The sequence below is a fragment of the Streptomyces sulfonofaciens genome (assembly GCF_014656295.1).
In the GTDB taxonomy this organism is placed as follows: domain Bacteria; phylum Actinomycetota; class Actinomycetes; order Streptomycetales; family Streptomycetaceae; genus Streptomyces; species Streptomyces sulfonofaciens.
On the sequence record NZ_BNCD01000045.1, the window covers coordinates 1 to 19031 of the forward strand.

The window sequence follows — 19031 nt, forward strand, 5'->3', positions numbered from 1 at the left end:
GAGGCCGCTGCGACCCTTCGCGAGGACCGCCCGGGCGATCAGCGGCTCGTGGCCTACGTGGTCCCCGCACCCTCGGCGGAGCCGTCCCCCGCAGCCCTGCGCCGCCACGCCGCGGAATCACTGCCCGAGTTCATGGTGCCGGCCGTCGTGACCGTGCTGGCCGCCCTGCCGCTCACGCCCAGCGGCAAGCTCGACCGGCGCGCCCTGCCGGAGCCGGGTCCGCTGGCCGCGCTCTCCAAGCGGCCCGCCCGCACCCCCGAGGAGGAGGTCCTCTGCGGCCTGTTCGCCGAGGTCCTCGGTCTGACCGGCACCGGGATCGACGACGACTTCTTCGATCTCGGCGGCGACTCGCTCGCGGCGATCCGGCTGGCCAGCCGGATCCGGGACACGGCGGGCGTGGAACTGTCGGTCCGCGACCTGTTCGCCGCGCCCACGGTCAGCCGCCTGATGGACCGGTTGCGCCTCGGCGTCTCGGGCGGCGCCTTCGACGTCCTGCTCCCGCTGCGGGCCTCCGGTGGGCGCCCGCCGCTGTTCTGCGTCCATCCCGCCGGCGGCCTGAGCTGGTGCTACACCGGACTGCTGCGGCAGCTTGGACCGGACCGGCCCGTGTACGGGCTCCAGGCCCGCGGTCTCGCCCGCCCCGAGGCGTACCCGGGGACCATGGACGATCTGGTCGCCGACTACGTCGAGCAGATCCGCTCGGTCCGGCCCACCGGCCCCTACCACCTGCTGGGCTGGTCCTTCGGCGGCCTCGCGGCCCACGCGGTCGCCGTCCGGCTCCAGGCAGAGGGCGACGACGTCGCCCTGCTCGCCCTGCTGGACTCCTATCCCCGTCACCCCTCGGCCCCGGCCCCGCCCGCGGACGAGCAGGAGGTCCTGGCGACACTGCTCGACTTCGCGGGCCACGGCGAGGACACCGCGGGCGGCGAGCGGCTGCGGATCGACGACGTCATGGAGATCCTGCGGCGCGGCGGCGGCCCCCTGGCGGACATCGAGGAGCGCCGCGTCGTAGCCCTGGCCGACGTCTTCGCCAACAACGGGAAGCTCGCCTCGGCACACGCGCCGGGCCGGTTCGACGGCGACGTCCTGCACTTCACCGCCACCGCGGGCCGCCCGGACCAGGCGCCCACCGCGGCGGCCTGGGAGCCCGTCGTCACCGGGCACGTGCGGCGGTACGCCGTGGACTGCACCCACCACGAGATGTGCCGGCCCGAGCCGCTGGCCGAGATCGGCCGGGTACTCGCCGAGCGGCTGGACGGCGAGGACGGGCCCGCCCGGTAGCCCCCCGGCCCCCGCGCCACCCCAGTGCCCGGTAAACGCGGACCCCGAGAACCGAGCCCCCGGGCCCGGCAGCCGGGACCCGGGACCCGGGACCCCGGGCCCCGAAGCACCCCAACCCCTGCGAGAAAAGAGGAACCCGCCATGACCAATCCTTTCGAGAACCCCGACGGCACGTACCTGGTACTCGTCAACGACGAGGGCCAGCACTCGCTGTGGCCGTCGTTCGTGGAGGTCCCGGCCGGCTGGACGGTCGCCCACGGCGAGGACACGCGGGACGCCTGCCTCGCCTACATCGAGGAGCACTGGACCGACATGCGCCCCAAGAGCCTCGTCCGGGCCATGGACGAGGCCGGGGACACGTCCACCCGTTGACCACCGCGGACCCCGAGGAGGCACCGCTTTGCCGACGTACCAGGAGCCCCCGGCCAGCGGCGCCGGGGGCGTGACGGTGGAGCTGACGCCGCAGGAGGCCGGGCAGTTCCGCAAGGTCGCGGCCGAGATCGCCGGCATGCTGCCGTACGGGACCCCGCCCGGACCCGAACACCTCGACGACCCCGAGCTGCTCGCGGAGATCGAGGTGGCTGCGCGCTGGCTCCCGCCGCGACTGGCCCGCGCGCTCAGCCGCTTCCGCAGGAGGGGCGACCCGCACGGCACACTGATCGTGCGGAACGTCCCCCTCGACGACGACCTGCCCCCGACCCCCGCCGACGGCGCCGCTCCCGACTGGTCGCGGCTGCCGCTCGCGACCGTGGCCCAGCTCGCCGCGGTGTCCTGGCTCGGCGACGTCATCGCCTACGCCGACGAGAAGGCCGGCGGCCTGGTCCAGGACGTCGTCCCGGTCAGGGGCGCCGAGCGGCGGCAGGAGAACACCGGCAGCGTGATGCTCGAACTGCACACCGAGGACGGCTTCCACCCCTACAAGCCGGACTTCGTGACGCTGCTGTGCCTGCGCGCCGACCACGAGCGCCGGGCGCGCACCACCTACGGCGCCATCACACGGGCGCTGCCCCGGCTGTCCGCCGAGTGCGTCCGCGTACTGCGCCGCCCGCTGTTCCGTATCCGGCACAGCAGCTCCTTCCGCGGACCAGGCGCCGGGGCGGGGGCCGGCGCGGTCTCGCCCCCGCTGCCCGTCCTGTCCGGGCCGGCCGCCGACCCCGAACTCGTCGCCGACTTCCACGCCATGGAACCGATGGACGAGACCGCGGCCCGCGCGTTCGACGAGCTGCGCGAGGCGATGCTCGCCGTGCTCGTGGGCACGGTCCTCGAAGCCGGCGACCTGATCGTCGTGGACAACCGGGCCGCCGTGCACGGCCGCACCGACTTCCGGCCGCGCTACGACGGTCGGGACCGGTGGCTGCGGCGCTGCTTCGCGGTCGCCGACCTGCGCCTGTCCCGCGGCGTCAGGGCCCCCGGATCCCAGGTGTGCGCGCCGCTGCGGCCGGCGGGCGGGCCGTGAGCGCGGACCGCCGCGGAGCAAGCGGGAAGGGCCCCGGGGCCGGACGGGGGAGGGGGCCCGCACCGGTGTTCTCCGCCCCGCCCGGCAGCCGGGCCCCGCCGTGCGGGGCACCCCGCTGGACGACTCCGCCGCTCGCGCGGTCGTCAGGGTGTGCGAGAGGCCCGCGCTCACGAGCCCGGAGATGACGCCGGCAGACAGGAACGAGGAGGCCCAGAAGCAGTGTACGTACGGGTTTGAGCGCTGGAATCGAGTCAACGGGCATGGTATGACCCAGACGAAACGAGAGACAGAACGCACGTGCGCGGCGCCCGCGGCCGCCGGGACCACGCCGCTCCCAAAGCGCACGCCCGACGCGCGCGCCGCGGTCGTCCCGGGGTCGGCGGGCGAGCACGTGCTCACCTATGTGGATCGGTTGGTCGGCGCCCTGACGGACCTCGATCCGGCCGTCCGGCGCGGGGCGCCCGACGCCGTGCACAAGATGCGCACCACCGCCCGTCGCCTGCGCGGCTGCCTGCGCTCCTACCGCTCCGTACTCGACCGTGACGCCACCGACCCCCTCCGGCGGGACCTGAGGTGGCTCGCCGGCGAGCTCGGTGCGGAACGCGACCACGAGGTGCTCCGGGAGCGGCTGACCTCCGGCGTGCGGGACCTGCCCGGCGAACTGGTCCTCGGGCCCGTCGGCGCACGGTTGCAGGTCTGGGACGCGGCGCAGCGGGCCGAAGGCCGTCGGCGCACCCTCGAAGCGCTCGCCTCGCCCCGCTACCTGAGCCTGCTGGAGGGGCTGAGGGCCCTGGCCGATGCGCCGCCGCTGCGTCCGAAGGCGGCCGGCAGGTCCGAAAAGGTCCTGGCCAAGGCGCTCCTGAAGGAACACGACCGGCTCGTGCGGCGCATGGACCGTGCGCTGCAGACGCCCCCGGGGCCCGAACGCGACGCCGCGATCCACCACGCCCGCAAGGGAGCCAAGAGGTTGCGCTATGCCGCCGAGGCGGCCCGCCCGGCCCTCGGAAAGCCCGCGCGACGTCTGGCCAAGCGTGTCAAGGCGGTCCAGCGGCTGAGCGGAGCCCAGCACGACGGCGTCGTGGCGCGCGACGCCCTGCGCCGTATGGCGGTCTCCGCGCATGCGGCGGGCGAACCCGGCTTCACCTGGGGCCTGCTGCACGGTCAGGAGGGGGCGGCGGCCGGCGCCCGGGAACGGCAGCTTCCCGAGGCGTGGGCCCGCGCCCGCGCGGCCGCCCGGCGCAAGGCGCTCTGCCGCTGAGCGGCCCGGGGCGGTACGCCTCGTGGCGCGTGCACGCATGCGTACGCGTTCGGGGCGGACCCGACCACTGCGGTGGGAAGCGGCGGCCGTCGGACGGGGACATCACGGCTGCTCCGGCGCACCCTGTGCCGAGAGGTAGCGGCGCAGCGCCCGGCCCGCTTCACGGACGTGGCGGCGGATGTGCCGCTCCGCGGCGCCCGGGTCGCCCGTGCGGATCGCGTCGAGGATGGCTTCGTGCTCGTCGACGGCGACCGGCAGCCGGCCGGGTGCCCGCGAGGAGAGGCGGTTGCCCAGGCGCACCTGGGCGATGAGGTTCTCCGCGACGGGAATGAGCCGCCGGCTGCCTGAGCCCTCCCAGATGAGCCGGTGGAAGGCGAGGTCCAGTTCCCCGTAGGCGTGCAGGTCGTCCGCGTCGATGGCCTTGCGCTGCTTGACCAGCAGCCGGCGTAATCGGGTGGCGATCTGGCGGTGGTGGGGCGCCCCGGCCGTCCGGCGCGCGGCGATCCCGTCGACGGCCTCCCGCAGCTCGTACAGCTCCAGCAGGTCGTCGGCGCCGACCTCGGGGACGAAGTACCCGCGGTGCGGCACGGAGACGAGGAAGCCCTCGCGTTCGAGCGCGGCGAGGGCCGCCTTGATGGGGGTGGGGCTGAGTCCGAGCTGCTCGGTCAGGGGACGGACGGTGACGCGGGAGCCCGGGGCGAGGGAGCCGTCGAGGACGGCGGCCCGCAGGTGGTCGTAGGCGGCGTTCAGCAGGGTGTGGCGCGGGACGGCCATGGTTCGCCGGTGCCCCCCTTCTCCCGGTGAGGGTGTCGGTGCCGAGGACGGCGGTTGACCGTCGTCGCGGTGCGGCCGGGCGCCTTCAGCGCAGCCTGCGCTCGTACCAGCGGGACAGCATCGTCAGCGGCAGGCAGATGGTGAAGAAGACGGCGAGGACGGCGCCGAGGATCGGTACGGCGTGCGAGGAGCCGCCGGAGAGGGTGAGTCGCTCGATGGAGCGTTGCGACGCTTCGAGGATGTCGAGCAGTCCGATGACGGCGGCCAGGGAGGTCTGCTGGGTGAGGTTGACGACGAGTCCGATCAGCGGGGGGAGCGCTCGCCGGGTGGCCTGGGGCAGCAGGACGTACCGCATGCGTCCGGTCCAGGAGAAGCCCAGCGCCGCCGCGGCCTCGTCCTGCCCGCGGGGCACCGACCGGAGGGCGCCGCGTACCACTTCGGCCGTGTTGGCGCTGCCCCACAGGGAGAGGCCGACGGCAGCGGCGGTGAAGGTGTCCACCCGTATGCCGATGATGGGCAGGACGAAGAAGATGAAGTACAGGGTGATGATGATCGGCAGGCCCCGCCAGACCTCGACGTAGGCACGGGCCGCCCCCCGCAGCGGTCTGCTGGGCACGGTGAGTGCGGCGCCGATCAGAACTCCCGCCAGGAGGCTGGCGGCGATGCAGACCAGGGCCAGCAGGACGGTCTCGCGCAGGCCGCCGGCGAGGTAGTCGGCCACGGGTCCCACCCATGGGGGCATCAGTGTCCTCCCGGTATCGCGAAGCGGCGCTCGACGGCTCCCGCGCCGAGCGACATGAGCCAGACCAGCCCCAGGTAGATGACGCCGATGGCGAGGAACATCTCGAACACCCGGAAGGTGACCGCGACGATGTTGACAGCGGTCTCGGTGAGCTCCGGATAGCTGATCGCGACCATGAACGAGGAGTTCTTGAAGACGGAGATGAGGGTGTTGGCGACCGACGGCAGGGCGATGCGGCCGCCGAGGGGGAGGGTGACGTGCCGGAAGGCGGACAGACGGGCGAAGCCGAGTGCTCGGCATGCCTCGACGTAACCGCCCTCGACGGCTTCGAACCCGGCGCGGAAGTTCTCCGCGTTGTAGGCACCGCCCCACAGGAGCAGGGACAGCCAGCCGACGGTGAAGCCGCCGAGTTGCAGCCCGGCTTCCGGGAGCGCGAAGTAGAGGAAGAAGATCTGCACGAGGAGCGGGGTGTTGCGGAACACCTCGACGTACACCGTGACCAGTTGTCGCGCGACCGGTATGCGGAGTGCGCTGATCGCGCCGAGCAGCGCACCGGCGAGCAGGGCGCCGGCCATGCCGATGGCGCTGATGGCCAGCGTGCGCAGCAGGCCGGAGCCGAGATCGCCGAGATGGTGTACGACGAAGACCGGGTCGAAGTGGTAACCGGATACCGCCGGCATGCTCAGCACTGCACGGTGGAGCCGGACGGGTAGGCCAGGCCCCGGCCCGGTCGGGGCACGTACGTGGCGAACTGCCGCTGCACGGAGGGGTCGGTGACCGTCTTGCGGAACTCGCTCCAGAAGTAGTCGCTCTTCTGCATGTGGGCCAGGGCGCCGTTGACCCAGGCGAGCATCCGTGTGTCGCCCTTGCGTACGCCCATGCCCCAGGGGCTGTCGGCCTTGGCGTCCCCCACGACCTTGAGGCCGGGGTTCTTTGCCGCCAGGTCGAGCAGCAGGGTGTCGTCCTGGGCGAAAGCGGCGCCGCGGTTCTGGTTCAGTGCGCTCAGTGCCTGGCTGGTCTGCGTGAACAGCGTCTGCTTGACGTCCTTCATGCACCGGGTCAGCCACAGGCTGGCGGTGGCGCCGCTGGTGCTGATGACCGACTTGCCTGCCAGTTGGCGAAAGGAGGTGATCGGGGAGTTCTTCGGTACCAGCAGTTTCACACCGCTCGCGAAGTAGGGGGTGGAGAAGTCGATGGTCCGGGCGCGTTCCGGGGTGTAGTTCATCGTCGCTTCGATCAGGTCGATGCGCTTGGAGGTCAGGAACGACACCCGGTTGGATCCGGTCACGCAGGTCAGGGTCAGCGCGTCGGGGTCGCCGAACGCGTAGGAGGCCATCCGGTGGGCGATGTCGATCTCGAAGCCCGCGTTCTTCGACGACTCGTCGATGTATCCGAAGGGCGGGTAGTCGCACTTGACGCCGACGGTCAGTTTCCCTCTGCTCTCCACCTCGGCGGGCAGCGGCGCCCCCACGTCCACGGGGCCGCCCACGGCGGCGGTGGAACCGTCCGAACCGGCCGCGGGGTGCGACCCGCCGGACGAGGAGCAGCCGGCGGCGAGGGCCAGGGCCATCACCGCACCGACGACCATGCCGAATCTCGATCTCACGTCGTAGCTTCCTTCTCCCGCTCGGGCGGGCTATCCGAGGACCTTGCGCAGGAACTGGCGCGTACGGTCGTTCCGAGGCCGGTCCAGCACATCGGCAGGACGGCCCTCTTCCGCGATCACTCCACCGTCGACGAACACCAGGCGGTCGCCGAGTTCACGGGCGAAGCCCATCTCGTGGGTGACGCACAGCATCGTCATCCCGGAGCGCGCGAGGTCACGCATCACGTCGAGGACCTCGCCGACCAGCTCCGGGTCCAGGGCCGAGGTCACCTCGTCGAACAGCATCACCTGCGGGTCCATCATCAACGCGCGTGCCACGGCAACGCGTTGCTGCTGCCCGCCCGACAAGTGCCTCGGGTACGCGTCGGCCCTGCCGGCCAGTCCGACGCGGGCCAGCAACGCGGTGGCCCGCTCCCGCGCCTGGTCCTCGGGCATCCGCAGCAGCTTGCGCGGCGCCAGGGTGAGGTTGTCGACGGCGGACAACTGCGGGAAGAGGTTGAACTGCTGGAACACCATGCCGATGCGCCGGCGTACCCTGTTCAGGTCGACGCCCGGCCCGGTCAGGTCCTCGTCCTCCAGCAGCACCTGGCCGCGAGTCACCGGCTCCAGCAGGTTGACGCAGCGCAGCAGGGTGCTCTTGCCGCCGCCGGAGGGGCCGATGACGGCGACCACCTCACCGCGGGCCACCGTCAGGTCGACGCCCTTGAGCACCTCGACACTGCCGTACGACTTGTGTACTCCGCGCAGCTCCACCATCGCCGTCCGCGCGCCGGCGGGTGCGGGGCTGAGCGGACCACCCGCGCCCGGCGACCGGGTCATCGGGGTGTCCGATGGCCGCGGGCCGTGCCGGCCGCGTCGTGGTGCCGGGCGCGGCGTCCGCACTCCGGGTGGATCAGCGCGCTGGTCCGGCTCTCGTCGTCGGGGTACAACTGCCTTCCTCTCCGTCAGGCCGGTACGGTCGGTGGTGGGGGCGGCAAGGACCCGGCCCCCACCACGCGGTCTACTGTCCGAGGCGTCGGAACCGGTCGGCGGTGAGCTTCGTCGACGGCCCGTAGTACGCGGCGTTGAAGAGCATCCGCTGCTCGGACCTGTTCCAGGTGCGGAATCCGATCTCGTTGCCGAAGGTGACGACGTAACCCCTGCCGATCGTCCAGGAGAGCCCGTTGACCGCCCCGTTGAGGTGTTCGCCGCCGATCAGCCAGCCGCTTCGCAACTGATCGCCGCTGTCGGGGTACTCGGCCACCACGTCCACCGGGTAGGTGCTCGTGCTGGTCAACCTGTACGCGTCGTCCGACACGAACCACACGGGGTTGTCCGCCGGCATGCCCCAGGCCGCCGGGTTGTTCGTGTCGAACTTCTGGCTCAGCAGCGATCCCGGGCAGTAGAAGTCCGAGGAGGAGCCGCCGGGCAGGACGGAGGTGATGGGCAGGCCGAACAGCGACTGGGCCGTGGCCGTACCGCTGCCGTAGGCGACCAGCGTGCCGCCGCCGGTCACGAAGTCGTGGAGTTGGTTCCAGCCGGTCGTGCCGACGCCGAACGCCCAGGCCCAGTCGGGCGGGTAGTCCTTCGGGCTCAGACCGGTGACGATGGAGTTCTTGCTGACCCCCTCCGGCATGATGATGGCGTCGTACCTGCCGGCGAGGTCGGCGTAGTCGCCCGCCGCCACGACGGAGTAGTCCACCCCGTACTGTTCGAACGTCCACATCAGCCAGCCGGATGGCATGTTGTCCGGCGGCTTGATCAGGCCGATCCTCGTGCCCGGCTTGAGCTGGACGCCGGCCACGGCAGGCACCTGGCCGATCGCGGTCACGGGTATGCCGGTCTTCTCCGACTGGGCGCTGAGGACCTCCCGTGCCGCCGGGGACGGCGGTACGAGGAAGGTGCCGGCCGGGTAGGTGCGGCCCTTGTCGGTGAACTCGGCGGCGACGCGGAACGTGGGGATGTCCTGCTTCTGCAACGCGGCGACGATCCGGAACACCCCGTAGGACTCCGGCCCGATGGCGAACGCCCCGGTGCTCGGCGGTGCGGACGGCCGCGCGACCGCCGGGGGCCTGACGGCGCTCAGCGGCTCGGTGTCGGCGGAGAAGGGCTTGGTGATGAGGTCGGCTTTGAAGCCGAGCAGCATGGGCAGGGTCTGCGCGGTGGTGTCGTAGGGCCGCTGCGGCGGGCCACCGGGGTACTGGAGCAACTGCGGGTAGTCCTGCACCTCCAGCAGTGTCTTGGCGAACCCGGCGTAGGGCTGCTGCATGGAGATGACGTACGACCCGGCCGGGTACCGCGTGCCGTCGGCGGTGAACGCGGCCCGGGCCTGGTGGATCTCCACCGCACCGAGGTGGAAGATCTCGAGGGCGTCGAGGACCGCCTGCGGGTCGCGCTGCCCGGCTGGGATGACGTAGGCGTAGGGGCTGGTCCTGGTGACCGCCTTGACCCCGACGCGGTAGGAGTTGTAGAGCCAGTTGTAGGTGTCGTAGGCGACCGTTTCCAGGCCCGAGTAGAAGGCCTGGGAGACCCAGTCGATGATGTTGCGCAGCGTCCAGGTCCTGGAGTCGTACGGCTCGATGAAGTTGATGTCGGTGGTCTGCTGGCCGAGCGGTTCCGTGCCCACCCGGGGGTAGGCGAGGTCCGAGGCGGACGCCGCCTCGGTCAGGATGCGCGCCGAGCCGTGGTAGACGCAGTACTGCCGGGACGCGGACCAGTAGTCGTACTCCGAACCCCAGCCGTTGCCCTTCATACCGGCGGTCGTCATGCCCCGCTGCATCGCCAGGCCCACCGTGTCGGTCTGCTGCACCAGGATGGTGTCGATGTTGGGGTCGTACGGTGACAGGTACGGCGGCGTGAACAACCGGGGGGCGTTGGCGCCGGCCCCGTGCGAGTCCTGGAAGACCTGCGGCCGGTACTTGTTCAGGATCGAGACGTTGTACCTGCTCTCGACCTGGGTCAGCATGATCCAGTCACGGTTGTCGTCGTGACCGGTGTACTTGTTGTACAGGTCGGGGTAGGTGCGCGCGTAGTCGGTGCCGGCCGTGGCGGCGAAGTAGTCGTTGACGAGGACGAGGCCGTCCGGGTTCTGGCAGGGTTGGAGCAGGATGACGAGGTTGTCCAGGATCTTCTCGATGTACTCGGACCGCTCGGTCGCCAGCCTGTGGGCCCACTCGATGGCGGCCTGCGAGTTTCCGACCTCGGTCGAGTGGATGCCGGCCTGCACGTAGTAGAACGGCTTGCCCTCGGCGGCGAGCTTCTTCGCGGCGGCCTCGGACAGCCCTCGGGGGTCGGCCAGCCTCGTGTTGACGGCGACCAGCCTGTTGAGATCGGCCAGGTTCCTCGGCGAGCTGATGGTCAGCAGGACGTACGGGTATCCCCGTGTGGTCTTGCCGATCTCCTGGTAGCGCACCCGGTCACTGCGGGCACCGATCAGCCGGAAGTACGGGACCATCTTGTCCCATTGGGCCAGGAAGCCGTCGGTTCCGATCGGGGTTCCGAAGTACTCCGCCGGGGTCGGGATGGGCCCCTTCCCCTGCGTTCCGGCGGACGGCCGGTGGTGACCGGCCTGCGCCAGGGGTGTGTCGGGCGCCGCCGAGGCGGCACCCGGGTGACTCACCGCCGCCGCGGCGCCGAGAACGGCGGAGGTCCGAAGGAGCGCTCTGCGGGTAGGTCTTGCGCTTTCGCTGCTGGTCATCTGACGACATCGCCTTTCGCGAACCGGTCGGGCAGGCTCTTGTCCCTCGCGGAGTCGGGGGCGGGGCAGCTCCGCTGCCCTGCGGGGGTGTCGCACAACGCCGCACCTGGCGCTGCGCTGCGCCATGACGGTTGTTCCGATGCCCGGGTGCCGTGCGCTGCTGTCGGGCGGACCCGCGTGATCCGCGAGCGCCCCGACCCCTGGCCGTGAAATGCCTTGCGTGCCCACGCAATGTGCCAGCCGGTGGCGAACGAGGGCAACGATCCCGGCTTGGATTTAATATTGAATGCACACTGCTGCTACATGGCTGGAGTGCCGGAACCGGCAGCCTCGGCAAGGACGTGGGCCGTGCTGGCAGTGCCCGGCGGTGACGAGCGGGCTCTCTCCGGCGGCCGCCGCCCTGTCCACCGCCCCGTCGCACACCGGCCCGCCGGACCGCACGGAGCGTCATACTGGTGCTCCTGCAAGGCCGCCCGCGGCGAGGAGCATCCGGTGAGTGTGCAGCGCTGCCCGCACTCCGGCGACCACGGGGCCCACCTGCGCACAGCAGGCACGGCGCAACGGCCCCCGTTCGACGCCACGTGCCTTGCGCCCGAACCGGGTCCGCCGCCCGCCGGACGGGGAGCGGCCCTGGACGCCCCCCTCCACCCAGCGCAGGCGGAGTAACCCGTGTGGGCCCTGGGGGACGTCGTTCTCGGCGTCTACGAGATCAGGGAGGTGGTGCGCACCGGCGGGATGGGCTTGGTGTACCGCGTCCGGCACCTCCAGTGGGACGTCGACCTGGCGCTCAAGACGCCTAGCCGCACATGACAGGCTCGTGACCCGTGATCGATAACTGCGCGAAGGAGTACCTCCACAGCGACCTGCGAGAGATTCGCAAGGCGATGCTCTGGAAGCTCGACGGACTGGGCGAGTACGACATCCGCCGCCCCCTGACCTCGACGGGTACCAACCTTCTCGGCTTGGTGAAGCACCTGTCGATCTGGGAGTCCAGGTACTTCGGCGAGGTCTTCGACAGACCATTCCCCGAACCCCTACCCAGGTGGGACGACGCTGCGCAGCGCGGCGCTGACATGTGGGCGACCGAGCACGAGACACGCGAGGAGATCATCGACCGCTATCGTCGCGTGTGGGACCACTCAGACGCGACGATCACCACCCTCGATCTCGACTCCCCCGGTCACGTGCCCTGGTGGCCGCGCCCCAACGTGAAACTGTTCAACATCCTGGTTCACATGCTCATCGAGACCAGTCGGCACGCCGGCCACGCCGACATCCTGCGCGAACAACTGGACGGCTCGACGGGGACAGCGGCCGAATACGCTATCCCACAGCGCGACGCGGCCCTCTTGGAAGCCCAGCACGCGAAAATCGAGCGAACAGCCAAAGCCGCAGCCGACTTCACGCCCGACCATATTGGTTGACGATCCTTTGAGCCTCCGTCCAGTCAACGCCTGGAAGCGACCAGCAGTCCTCCCTTGATCAGCAAGGCTGAGCCTTCAGAAACACGCACTCACGAGACCCGCGACCTGCGCGTGTGGGACCTCGACACCCTCACACCGGTGCGGGTGCTGTCCGGTCACCGTGCCGCACTGAAGTCGGCGGCCCTGAGCGTGGACGGCCGCGTCCTGGTGTCCGGTGACGAAAGCGGCCACGTCCGCGTCTGGGACACGGCGGACGGCCGGTGCGGGCGCCGCTACGAGCTGCCGCCGCAGGGCGTTGAGTTGGTCGCGGTCAGCGGCAGTTGGTCGCGGTCAGCGGCGACGGGGCGGTGGTCGCGGTGGCCGGCATGGGCGGCTCGGTGCGCGTACTGGGCGACACCGTCCGCATCGTCGGCGACGCGTTCGACGACTACGGCCCGGGCTTCGGCGAGGCGCTGACGATCACGGCCGACGGTACGCGCGTGCTGCACTTCGACGGGCACCGGTGGCTGCTGCGGCTGTGGGACGTCAGGACCGGCGAGCTGCTGGGCGGCATGAACCGGCTGAGCCGGCGGTTCGCCTTCAGCCCCGGGGGCCGACACGCCCTCGCGCTCACCGAGGAGGAGACCGTGCTCCGGGTGGACCTGGCGACTGCCGCGGTGCACGAGCTGGGCAGCGCGGCAGCGTGGGGCGGCGGGCTCCTCGCGGTGACCGACGACGATCGTGTCGCGCTGTGCAGCTCCTGGCAGTTCGGCCTGCAGAGGTGGCTGCTCGACGACAACCGGTGCGTGTTCACCGGCGTGTCGGACCTGGGGGCGGATGTCTCGGTCAGCGCGGACGGGCGCGTCGCTCTGCTCAGCATCCCCGGGGGCGAGTCGGTCGGCGTCCTATGGCCGCCCGAGCCCGGGCCCGCGGCGCCGTGGTCGTACGCCCGCCCCGGGTCGGCCGCGCGGCTGATCGAGGACGCCCGCACGGCCGAGGCCGTCATGGACCGCGCGGCCGCCCTCCTCGACGGCGCCCGGCACGCGGAAGCCTGGGACCGGCTGCGGATGGTCCGGGCGCTGCCCGGCTACCGGCGGCATCCGCGTCTGCTGCCCCTGTGGCGCCGGGTGGGCGCGAGCACCGCACGGTCGGGCTTCGCGGGAGCGTGGCGGACCCGGACGTTCGAGCGGCTGGTGCGCGGCCAGGCCGCGATCACGCCCGACGCACGGCGCGCGATCGTGGGGAGGTACGACGGCTCGGTGGCGGTCTTCGACCTCATGACGGGCCGGGCCACGGAGGCCGCCGAGGGGCACGGCTGCGAGATCTGGTCGTCGGTGGTGTGCGCCGACGGCCGGCATGCGCTCACCAGGAGCGCACGCGGCGTGCACATGGTCTGGGAACTGGCGACCGCGCGCAGGGTCGCCACGGTCATCGTGCCGGACGACGGTCCCGTCCGACTGCGCCAGGACGGCGACTCGCTGGTGCTGCGGGGTGAAGAGGACGGGCCGAGCTTCCTGTGGGACCGTACGGGGCGGCGGCCGTTGTTCGCGTGGCCGGGCGGGAGCGTCCACACCGTCGCCCTGTCGGGGGACGTGGCCGCCACGCCGACCCGGGATGGCGGCGCCCGGGTGCTCGACGTGCGGGACGGACGCCTCCTGCGCACCGCACGGTTCCGGATGGCGGAGGGGAGCGGTGCGATCCAGGCCGTGGCGAGTTCGGACGGGTGCGTCGTGGTGGCCGCACAGCAGTTCCATCCCTCCGGCAGGGGAGTCATCCAGCTCTCCTCGCCGGAACTGCCCAACGTGGGGTACCAGCAGGCGTCCCGCGACTTCGTGAACTGCCTCGCCCTGACCCCGGACGGCCGGCTCCTGTGACGGGGGCCTCCGACCACCGGGTGCGCCTGTGGGACGTCCGCACCGGCGAGGCCCTGAGCGACCTGGAGGGCACCACCGAGGCGGTGTACAGCGTGGCGCTGTCCGCGGACGGCTGCCGTGCCGCGTCGTAGGACAACCCGGGCACGGTGGTGTGCTGGGAGCTGGACTGGGAGTACGACCGCCCGGCCGGCTGAACGCCGGTACGGCCCTGGCCCCGGGCAGGCCAGGGGCCAGGGGGCAGGCCCGCGCAGCCCGGGACAGGCGGAGGGCCCGGGGCAGGCGCGGTGGCGCCGTCCGCCGTGCCGCCCGACCTCAGCGCGTGTCCCGCCGCGGCCCGTCTTCGCGCCGCCCGGTGCGCCCGCTCCTTCCCGGGCCCCCGCTCACAGGCAGCCGGCGAGTTCCTCCAGCATCTGCCCGGCCGCGCTGATGGCGATGGAGAAGTGGCCCTCGCCCTGCTCCAGGTGGGCGACGGCGGTCGGGATGTGGGCCGCGAGCCATCGGCCGTGCGCGAAGGGCACCATCAGGTCCTCGCTGCCCTGCCAGACGAAGGCGGGCACCGCGATCTCCTCCGGCGCGAAGCCCCAGGGCCTCGCGAACGCCAGGTCGTCGTCGGCCCATCCGTCGACGCCCGTACGCAGGGCCTCGGAGAAGGTCGCGGAGAGGTCCTCGGCGAGCTCGTCGGTCAGCAGGTCGTGGTCGACCCGGGCGAGGAGCGTGCGCATGCCCTCCCGCAGCCCGTCCGCGTCGGCGTTCCGCAGGACGTCCGCCTCCCGCTCCAGGAAAGGACGCAGTGCCGCCTCGCCCTGCGCGGCCAGCTCGAACTCCTCGCCGTTCGCCTCGCCCATGCCCTCGACGAAGTCCAGGTCGGGCAGCCCGTAGGGGGCCGCGCCCGCGATGGACAGCACACCGGCCACGCGTCCGGGCAACCGGGCCGCGGTGGCCAGGGCGTGCGGCCCGCCGCCGGACCACCCGGCGACCACGCACCGCTCGGCGCCGAGCTGGTCGAGCAGGTCCTCCACATCCGCCGCCACCGCCGCGACGTCCCGTCCCGGCAGGCGGGTGGAGCCGCCGTAGCCCGCACGGGAGAAGGAGACGTGGCGCAGGCCCTGTGCGTGGGCGGCCCGTTCGATCGCCCGTACCGGCGGTACGGCGCCCGGCGTACCGTGGTGGAAGACGAGGGGAGTCCCGTCGTCGGGGCCGGAGACGCGTACGTCCAGCTTCCGGCCGTCGCGTGTGGATACCGTTGTCATGAGCGGATTGTGCCGTACCAGGGCAATGACGCGGTCACCGGTGTGCTGTCCTGCCGGCAGGCGGCGGTGTCAGTGAGCCGTGCCCGACGTCCAGAAGGCATGGCCGCCCTGCTCGATCACGACGTTGCCGTCGTTCTGGAGCACGAGCTCGGCGCCGTTGTGGCCGGCCGTCTGCGAGGTCCACAGCGGCTGGCTGGCGCTGTTGTAGACGACGAGGTTGCCATCCGCCTGGAACACCGCCCTGTTTCCGGAACCGGAGGTGTGCGAGGCCCAGCGCGCGTGCCCGTTCTCGTCGTAGATGACGAGGTTGCCGTCGCCCTGCATCACCATGCGCGCGCGTGTCGCGGTCCAGGACTGGCCTGTGTTCAGTGTGCGGGTCGCGCCGATCACGAGGGTGGTGGCGCCCGCGTGCGGACGCGCGGTCCTGCTCGCCTCGGAGGTCACGTGCCCCGCGGCCCCGGTCCCGGTGCCCTTCTGCACCGTGCCATGGGACTGGGCGGTATGCCCGCCCGCCGTGCCCGGCGCCGCGTGCTTGGCCTTCTTCCTGGTCTGGGGCACGTCGCTCGGCGAGGCGTGTGCCGCGGGCTTCTCGTTCTTCGCCGCGGCTCCCCGGTGTTTGCCGGGCCCCGACTGATCCGGGGCCGCCGCTGCGAAGCCGCCCTGCGTGCCGTCGTCGGCGCCGCCGAGGACGGTCCCCTCGGGCGCGCCGGACTGACTGCTGACGTTCTTCTCACCGTCCTGGCCGCGGCCGAGGAGCAGCAGCGGGACCCCGATCAGCAGGGCCCCGGCGAGCCCCGCGGCCGCCAGGACGGGTTTTCCCGGGCGCCCCGGGTGCGGCGCCGCCGCGCTCGCGGTCGCCGCGGCGGCCAGGGCCCCGGCAGCAGCGGAGTCTGCCGCGGCCGCGTCCGCCTTGGCGGCGTTCATACCCCGGCTTGCTTCGGCGTCCTTGGCCGTGTCCTTCGCCGTGTCCTTGGCCGTGTCCCGCGCCGCGCCGGTCCGCTGCTCGGCGGCCGTCGGCCCTTCGGCGGACGGCTCCTGCCCCTCGACGGGAAGGGGCTGTCCGGCGGAGCGGGAAGGCTGCTCGGCGGAGTGGGGCGGTTGCGGGGGCTGTCCGGCGGAGCGGGACGGCTGCGGGACGACCGATCGCCCCGTGGGCGGAACGGTCCTCGGGCCGGTCCGCTTTCCTTTTCCGGCGGCTCCACCCGGTTTCCCAGCGGGCGCCGCCGCGTCCTCGGTGACAGGGCGCAAAGGCGCCGCTTCTTCTTCCGCGGTCGGTGCGGCCGTGGCCTCGCCGGCGGCAGCGGTACCCGAGGACGCTACCGGACCGGCCGACGTCTGCCCCATGTGAAGTCCAAGCGTTGAGAAGCCATGTGTACGGTCAGGCGCTGATCATTTCATGACCGTGCTCGCCGCAGGAACGCTTCCCCGCATTCGGCCGTGGAGCAACTGCGAAGTAAACGTGGGGGCCTCGGGACCACCCCGAACGCTGCCCCGACCCCCGGTCCGCCGGTGGCCGCCGTGCGGACCTGCCCGCCTCGCCCGGACCGTGCTCGGGCTCCCGGGCTCCGGGCCCCGGGAACGCGGGGTCGGGCCGGCGTGCCCGTCGGGGCCCGCCCCTGACCCCATCTGTCCGGTTCCCCTGCTTATGCCGCCCGGCATTGCCTCCTACGGTTCGTCAGGGCAGTACCTCCGCTTGCCTCAGTCCGATGGAACGTTCGCCGGTGGGACCCGGGTCAAGGAGCACTCCTGTCATGGTCAATGTCCTCAGCAGTGGTGCATGGACAGGCGTCGACGTGGACGCCGCACAGTTCAGCGGTCTGCAGACCGACCGCCTCGCGTGGGGTGCCGTCGCCGACGACGTGAAGAGCGCTTATGTCTTCGAGGGCTGCTCCACCCAGGTGCCGCTCGACGGCACCCCGAGCGTGATCGGCCACTTCGAGCACCGCAACCACGTGATCCCCATGCCCGCGGATCCGAAGTTCACCGCCGACCTCACCGTGACCGTGGCCTTCGGCACGAACGACAAGCGCACGCTCGGCCCCCTGCGGTTCCGGCACCACGAGACGCCCAACCAGAGTGCGTCACCAAAGGACACGGTCGAACTGGAGCCGGTCTCGTTCGAGCAGGTCGTGGAGGTCGAGGGCCGCTGGTACGACTTACTCGTCCAGGGCTTCCTGCAATTCGGCCAGATCACGACGCATTTCATCAGCCGCGAGAACGACGACCAGCCCAACATCGCGGAACTCAGGGTGTCGTTCACCCCTTACCAGGGCGAGGCGTAACCACCTCACTCAACCGGGCGATACCGGCCGTCGGCCGGCGAAGGGGCCGTGTCGGGCGGCAAGGCCCGCGGCGGGCGTCGGGTGGTCCGAACGGCCTGGGCCGCCCGCTGCCGAGTACGGGGGCCCAGGCCGCCGAGGGTGCCCCCGGCACCGCACCCGCCGCGAGAGGGGAAGCCCCCCGCGGTCACGGGAGCGGTGCCGCGGCAGCGTCAGCCCTGCTTGGGAGCCGCCTGCTGCACCACCTCGAACGACCACAGGGTGGACCCGGAGGCGGCGGGCTTGCGCTGCCCGCCCTCCTCACCACCTCCCTGGTGGGCGGACTTCATCGGACCCTCCATCCACGCCTGGAAGGCGGCCTCGTCCCGCCACCTGGTGTACACGAGGTACTGGTCGGTCCCCTCCACGGGGCGAAGCAGCTCGAACCACTCGAAGCCGTCCGAGGACTCCACCGTCCCCGCCCTCGAAGAGAACCGCTTCTCCAGGATCTCGCGCTGCTCATCGGGCACGGTCAGGACATTGATCTTCACGACACTGGGCACTTGGCACCTCTCCAGGCAGGGATTGTTCCGTTCCCCATACTGCCCCCGCCGTCCGCGACCTGGAGCGTCGGCTCGCTCGTCGAGAGGGGCACCCGCCCACGCAGCCGCCGCCACGAGTGCGGACGAGGCGGCCCGTGGCCGCCGCCGAACACCGGCTCGCGTCCGCCGGGACGCCAGGCCGGGCACATCCGGTCGCGCTGCGCATCGGCCGGGGCCCCGCGGGCATCGGCCGGGGCCCTGCGCGCCGGTCCGCGGGCACGCCGCCCTCCGTGCAGGTCCGGACGCGGTCTTCACCTTCGCCCGCGACTCCACGACACTACTCCGGGAGCGCATCGTCGACCACATGGATCTCCCCTGTCACCATACGGATGACCCACCACGAAAGATGGATTCCAGACAAGACGCGTAAATATCAATAAATCAGATCTTCGCATTCTTTCTATTGTCTCTTGACAAATTCACACTATTTCCGGCTTGATGAGCGCGGCACCACAACAGACCTTCCACGAAGGAGAGTTCAGTGCTCAGACGCAGCCTCGGCGTACTCGCCACCCTGGCCGCCGCAGCCGGTTTCATGCTCGCTTCGCCCGCATCGCCCGCGTCCGCCGCGGTGTCCGTCACCTGCAACACCCCCTGGAGCGCGTCCGCGGTCTACACGGCCGGGCAGGGGGCGTCCTACGGCGGGCACAACTGGCTGGCCAAGTGGTGGACCCAGGGCGAGACCCCTGGAACCACCGGCGAGTGGGGTGTGTGGGCCGACCAGGGCACCTGTGACGGCGGCTCAGGCCCGAGTGACCCGGGAGACCCGGGCAGCCCGTCCGGGTTCGTCGTCAGTGAGTCGCAGTTCAACCAGATGTTCCCGAACCGGAGCTCGTTCTACACCTACAGCG

General features: G+C 71.8%; 19 protein-coding genes and 1 pseudogene. 11 read left to right on the plus strand and 9 right to left on the minus strand.

Features of this window, described 5'->3' with window-relative positions; all coding sequences use genetic code 11:
- From IE313_RS34035 to IE313_RS34050, 4 genes are all read left to right on the plus strand, one after another.
- On the plus strand, positions 1-1281 hold a 1281-nt coding region (locus tag IE313_RS34035; RefSeq protein ID WP_189939148.1), incomplete at its 5' end, for a thioesterase domain-containing protein.
- Positions 1282-1422: 141 nt separating this feature from the next.
- Positions 1423-1653 (plus strand): MbtH family protein, encoded by a 231-nt coding sequence (locus IE313_RS34040; protein WP_189939150.1) that lies wholly within the window; start codon positions 1423-1425, stop codon positions 1651-1653.
- A 28-nt stretch (positions 1654-1681) separates the two neighbouring features.
- Positions 1682-2737: a TauD/TfdA family dioxygenase gene (locus IE313_RS34045; protein WP_189939152.1), complete on the plus strand. Its 1056-nt coding sequence runs from the start codon at positions 1682-1684 to the stop codon at positions 2735-2737.
- A 265-nt stretch (positions 2738-3002) separates the two neighbouring features.
- Positions 3003-3995, plus strand: a complete 993-nt coding sequence (locus tag IE313_RS34050; RefSeq protein WP_308439252.1) for a CHAD domain-containing protein — start codon at positions 3003-3005, stop codon at positions 3993-3995.
- Positions 3996-4097: 102 nt separating this feature from the next.
- Here IE313_RS34050 and IE313_RS34055 read toward each other — a convergent pair whose 3' ends face one another.
- The 6 genes from IE313_RS34055 to IE313_RS34080 all read right to left on the minus strand — a co-directional run bounded on the left by IE313_RS34055 (position 4098) and on the right by IE313_RS34080 (position 10715).
- Entirely contained in the window at positions 4098-4769 is a 672-nt protein-coding gene (locus tag IE313_RS34055) for a GntR family transcriptional regulator (protein ID WP_189939156.1), read from the minus strand.
- An 85-nt stretch (positions 4770-4854) separates the two neighbouring features.
- Positions 4855-5511, minus strand: coding sequence for an amino acid ABC transporter permease (locus IE313_RS34060; protein WP_189939158.1), 657 nt, complete (start codon positions 5509-5511; stop codon positions 4855-4857).
- Positions 5511-6191 carry an amino acid ABC transporter permease gene (locus IE313_RS34065; protein ID WP_189939160.1) on the minus strand — a complete coding sequence of 227 codons (681 nt, stop codon included), beginning with the start codon at positions 6189-6191 and terminating at the stop codon, positions 5511-5513. Before IE313_RS34065 ends, IE313_RS34060 begins: the two co-directional genes overlap by 1 nt.
- Before the next feature lie 2 nt (positions 6192-6193).
- Entirely contained in the window at positions 6194-7117 is a 924-nt protein-coding gene (locus IE313_RS34070; RefSeq protein ID WP_189939162.1) for a transporter substrate-binding domain-containing protein, read from the minus strand.
- Between the two features lie 30 nt (positions 7118-7147).
- On the minus strand, positions 7148-7936 hold the full coding sequence (locus IE313_RS34075) for an amino acid ABC transporter ATP-binding protein (protein ID WP_373317127.1): 789 nt from the start codon (positions 7934-7936) through the stop codon (positions 7148-7150).
- A gap of 181 nt (positions 7937-8117) precedes the next feature.
- Positions 8118-10715 carry a M14 family zinc carboxypeptidase gene (locus IE313_RS34080; RefSeq protein ID WP_189939164.1) on the minus strand — a complete coding sequence of 866 codons (2598 nt, stop codon included), beginning with the start codon at positions 10713-10715 and terminating at the stop codon, positions 8118-8120.
- A 747-nt stretch (positions 10716-11462) separates the two neighbouring features.
- On the opposite strand from IE313_RS34080, the gene IE313_RS34085 reads away from it, so the two are divergent.
- The 5 genes and pseudogenes from IE313_RS34085 to IE313_RS36125 all read left to right on the plus strand — a co-directional run bounded on the left by IE313_RS34085 (position 11463) and on the right by IE313_RS36125 (position 14201).
- Entirely contained in the window at positions 11463-11603 is a 141-nt protein-coding gene (locus IE313_RS34085; RefSeq protein ID WP_189939166.1) for a hypothetical protein, read from the plus strand.
- 14 nt (positions 11604-11617) lie between these two features.
- Positions 11618-12217, plus strand: a complete 600-nt coding sequence (locus tag IE313_RS34090; RefSeq protein WP_189939168.1) for a DinB family protein — start codon at positions 11618-11620, stop codon at positions 12215-12217.
- Positions 12218-12361: 144 nt separating this feature from the next.
- Positions 12362-12451 (plus strand): annotated as a pseudogene (locus IE313_RS36565) (hypothetical protein); the annotation flags it as partial.
- Positions 12452-12537: 86 nt separating this feature from the next.
- The gene (locus IE313_RS34095) at positions 12538-14070 is read left to right on the plus strand and encodes a WD40 repeat domain-containing protein (RefSeq protein ID WP_189939170.1); all 1533 of its coding nucleotides are present in this window, start codon (positions 12538-12540) and stop codon (positions 14068-14070) included.
- On the plus strand, positions 14067-14201 hold the full coding sequence (locus IE313_RS36125; protein ID WP_268256818.1) for a hypothetical protein: 135 nt from the start codon (positions 14067-14069) through the stop codon (positions 14199-14201). The genes IE313_RS34095 and IE313_RS36125 overlap by 4 nt, the downstream gene beginning before the upstream one ends.
- 249 nt (positions 14202-14450) lie before the next feature.
- Here the strand turns inward: IE313_RS36125 and IE313_RS34100 are convergent, their stop codons facing one another.
- Both IE313_RS34100 and IE313_RS34105 read right to left on the minus strand, forming a co-directional pair.
- Entirely contained in the window at positions 14451-15320 is an 870-nt protein-coding gene (locus tag IE313_RS34100; protein WP_189939173.1) for an alpha/beta fold hydrolase, read from the minus strand.
- A gap of 69 nt (positions 15321-15389) precedes the next feature.
- Positions 15390-16244 carry a hypothetical protein gene (locus IE313_RS34105; protein ID WP_189939175.1) on the minus strand — a complete coding sequence of 285 codons (855 nt, stop codon included), beginning with the start codon at positions 16242-16244 and terminating at the stop codon, positions 15390-15392.
- Positions 16245-17071: 827 nt separating this feature from the next.
- Between IE313_RS34105 and IE313_RS34110 the strand changes: the two genes are divergently transcribed.
- A complete protein-coding gene (locus IE313_RS34110) occupies positions 17072-17602 on the plus strand; it encodes a choice-of-anchor K domain-containing protein (RefSeq protein ID WP_189939177.1) in 531 nt (176 codons plus the stop codon).
- Between the two features lie 209 nt (positions 17603-17811).
- Here the strand turns inward: IE313_RS34110 and IE313_RS34115 are convergent, their stop codons facing one another.
- Positions 17812-18141 carry an antibiotic biosynthesis monooxygenase family protein gene (locus IE313_RS34115; RefSeq protein ID WP_189939179.1) on the minus strand — a complete coding sequence of 110 codons (330 nt, stop codon included), beginning with the start codon at positions 18139-18141 and terminating at the stop codon, positions 17812-17814.
- 520 nt (positions 18142-18661) lie between these two features.
- On the opposite strand from IE313_RS34115, the gene IE313_RS34120 reads away from it, so the two are divergent.
- The coding region (locus IE313_RS34120) for a carbohydrate-binding protein (protein WP_373317128.1) at positions 18662-19031 on the plus strand (370 nt) is incomplete at its 3' end.

Bases quoted from the DNA above. Each gene is read 5' to 3' on its own strand.
- IE313_RS34040 (WP_189939150.1), top strand. From the start codon at position 1,423: ATGACCAATCCTTTCGAGAACCCCGACGGCACGTACCTGGTACTCGTC.
- IE313_RS34050 (WP_308439252.1), top strand. From the start codon at position 3,003: ATGACCCAGACGAAACGAGAGACAGAACGCACGTGCGCGGCGCCCGCG.
- IE313_RS34055 (WP_189939156.1), bottom strand. From the start codon at position 4,769: ATGGCCGTCCCGCGCCACACCCTGCTGAACGCCGCCTACGACCACCTG.
- IE313_RS34060 (WP_189939158.1), bottom strand. From the start codon at position 5,511: ATGCCCCCATGGGTGGGACCCGTGGCCGACTACCTCGCCGGCGGCCTG.
- IE313_RS34065 (WP_189939160.1), bottom strand. From the start codon at position 6,191: ATGCCGGCGGTATCCGGTTACCACTTCGACCCGGTCTTCGTCGTACAC.
- IE313_RS34075 (WP_373317127.1), bottom strand. From the start codon at position 7,936: ATGACCCGGTCGCCGGGCGCGGGTGGTCCGCTCAGCCCCGCACCCGCC.
- IE313_RS34100 (WP_189939173.1), bottom strand. From the start codon at position 15,320: ATGACAACGGTATCCACACGCGACGGCCGGAAGCTGGACGTACGCGTC.
- IE313_RS34105 (WP_189939175.1), bottom strand. From the start codon at position 16,244: ATGAACGCCGCCAAGGCGGACGCGGCCGCGGCAGACTCCGCTGCTGCC.
- IE313_RS34110 (WP_189939177.1), top strand. From the start codon at position 17,072: ATGGTCAATGTCCTCAGCAGTGGTGCATGGACAGGCGTCGACGTGGAC.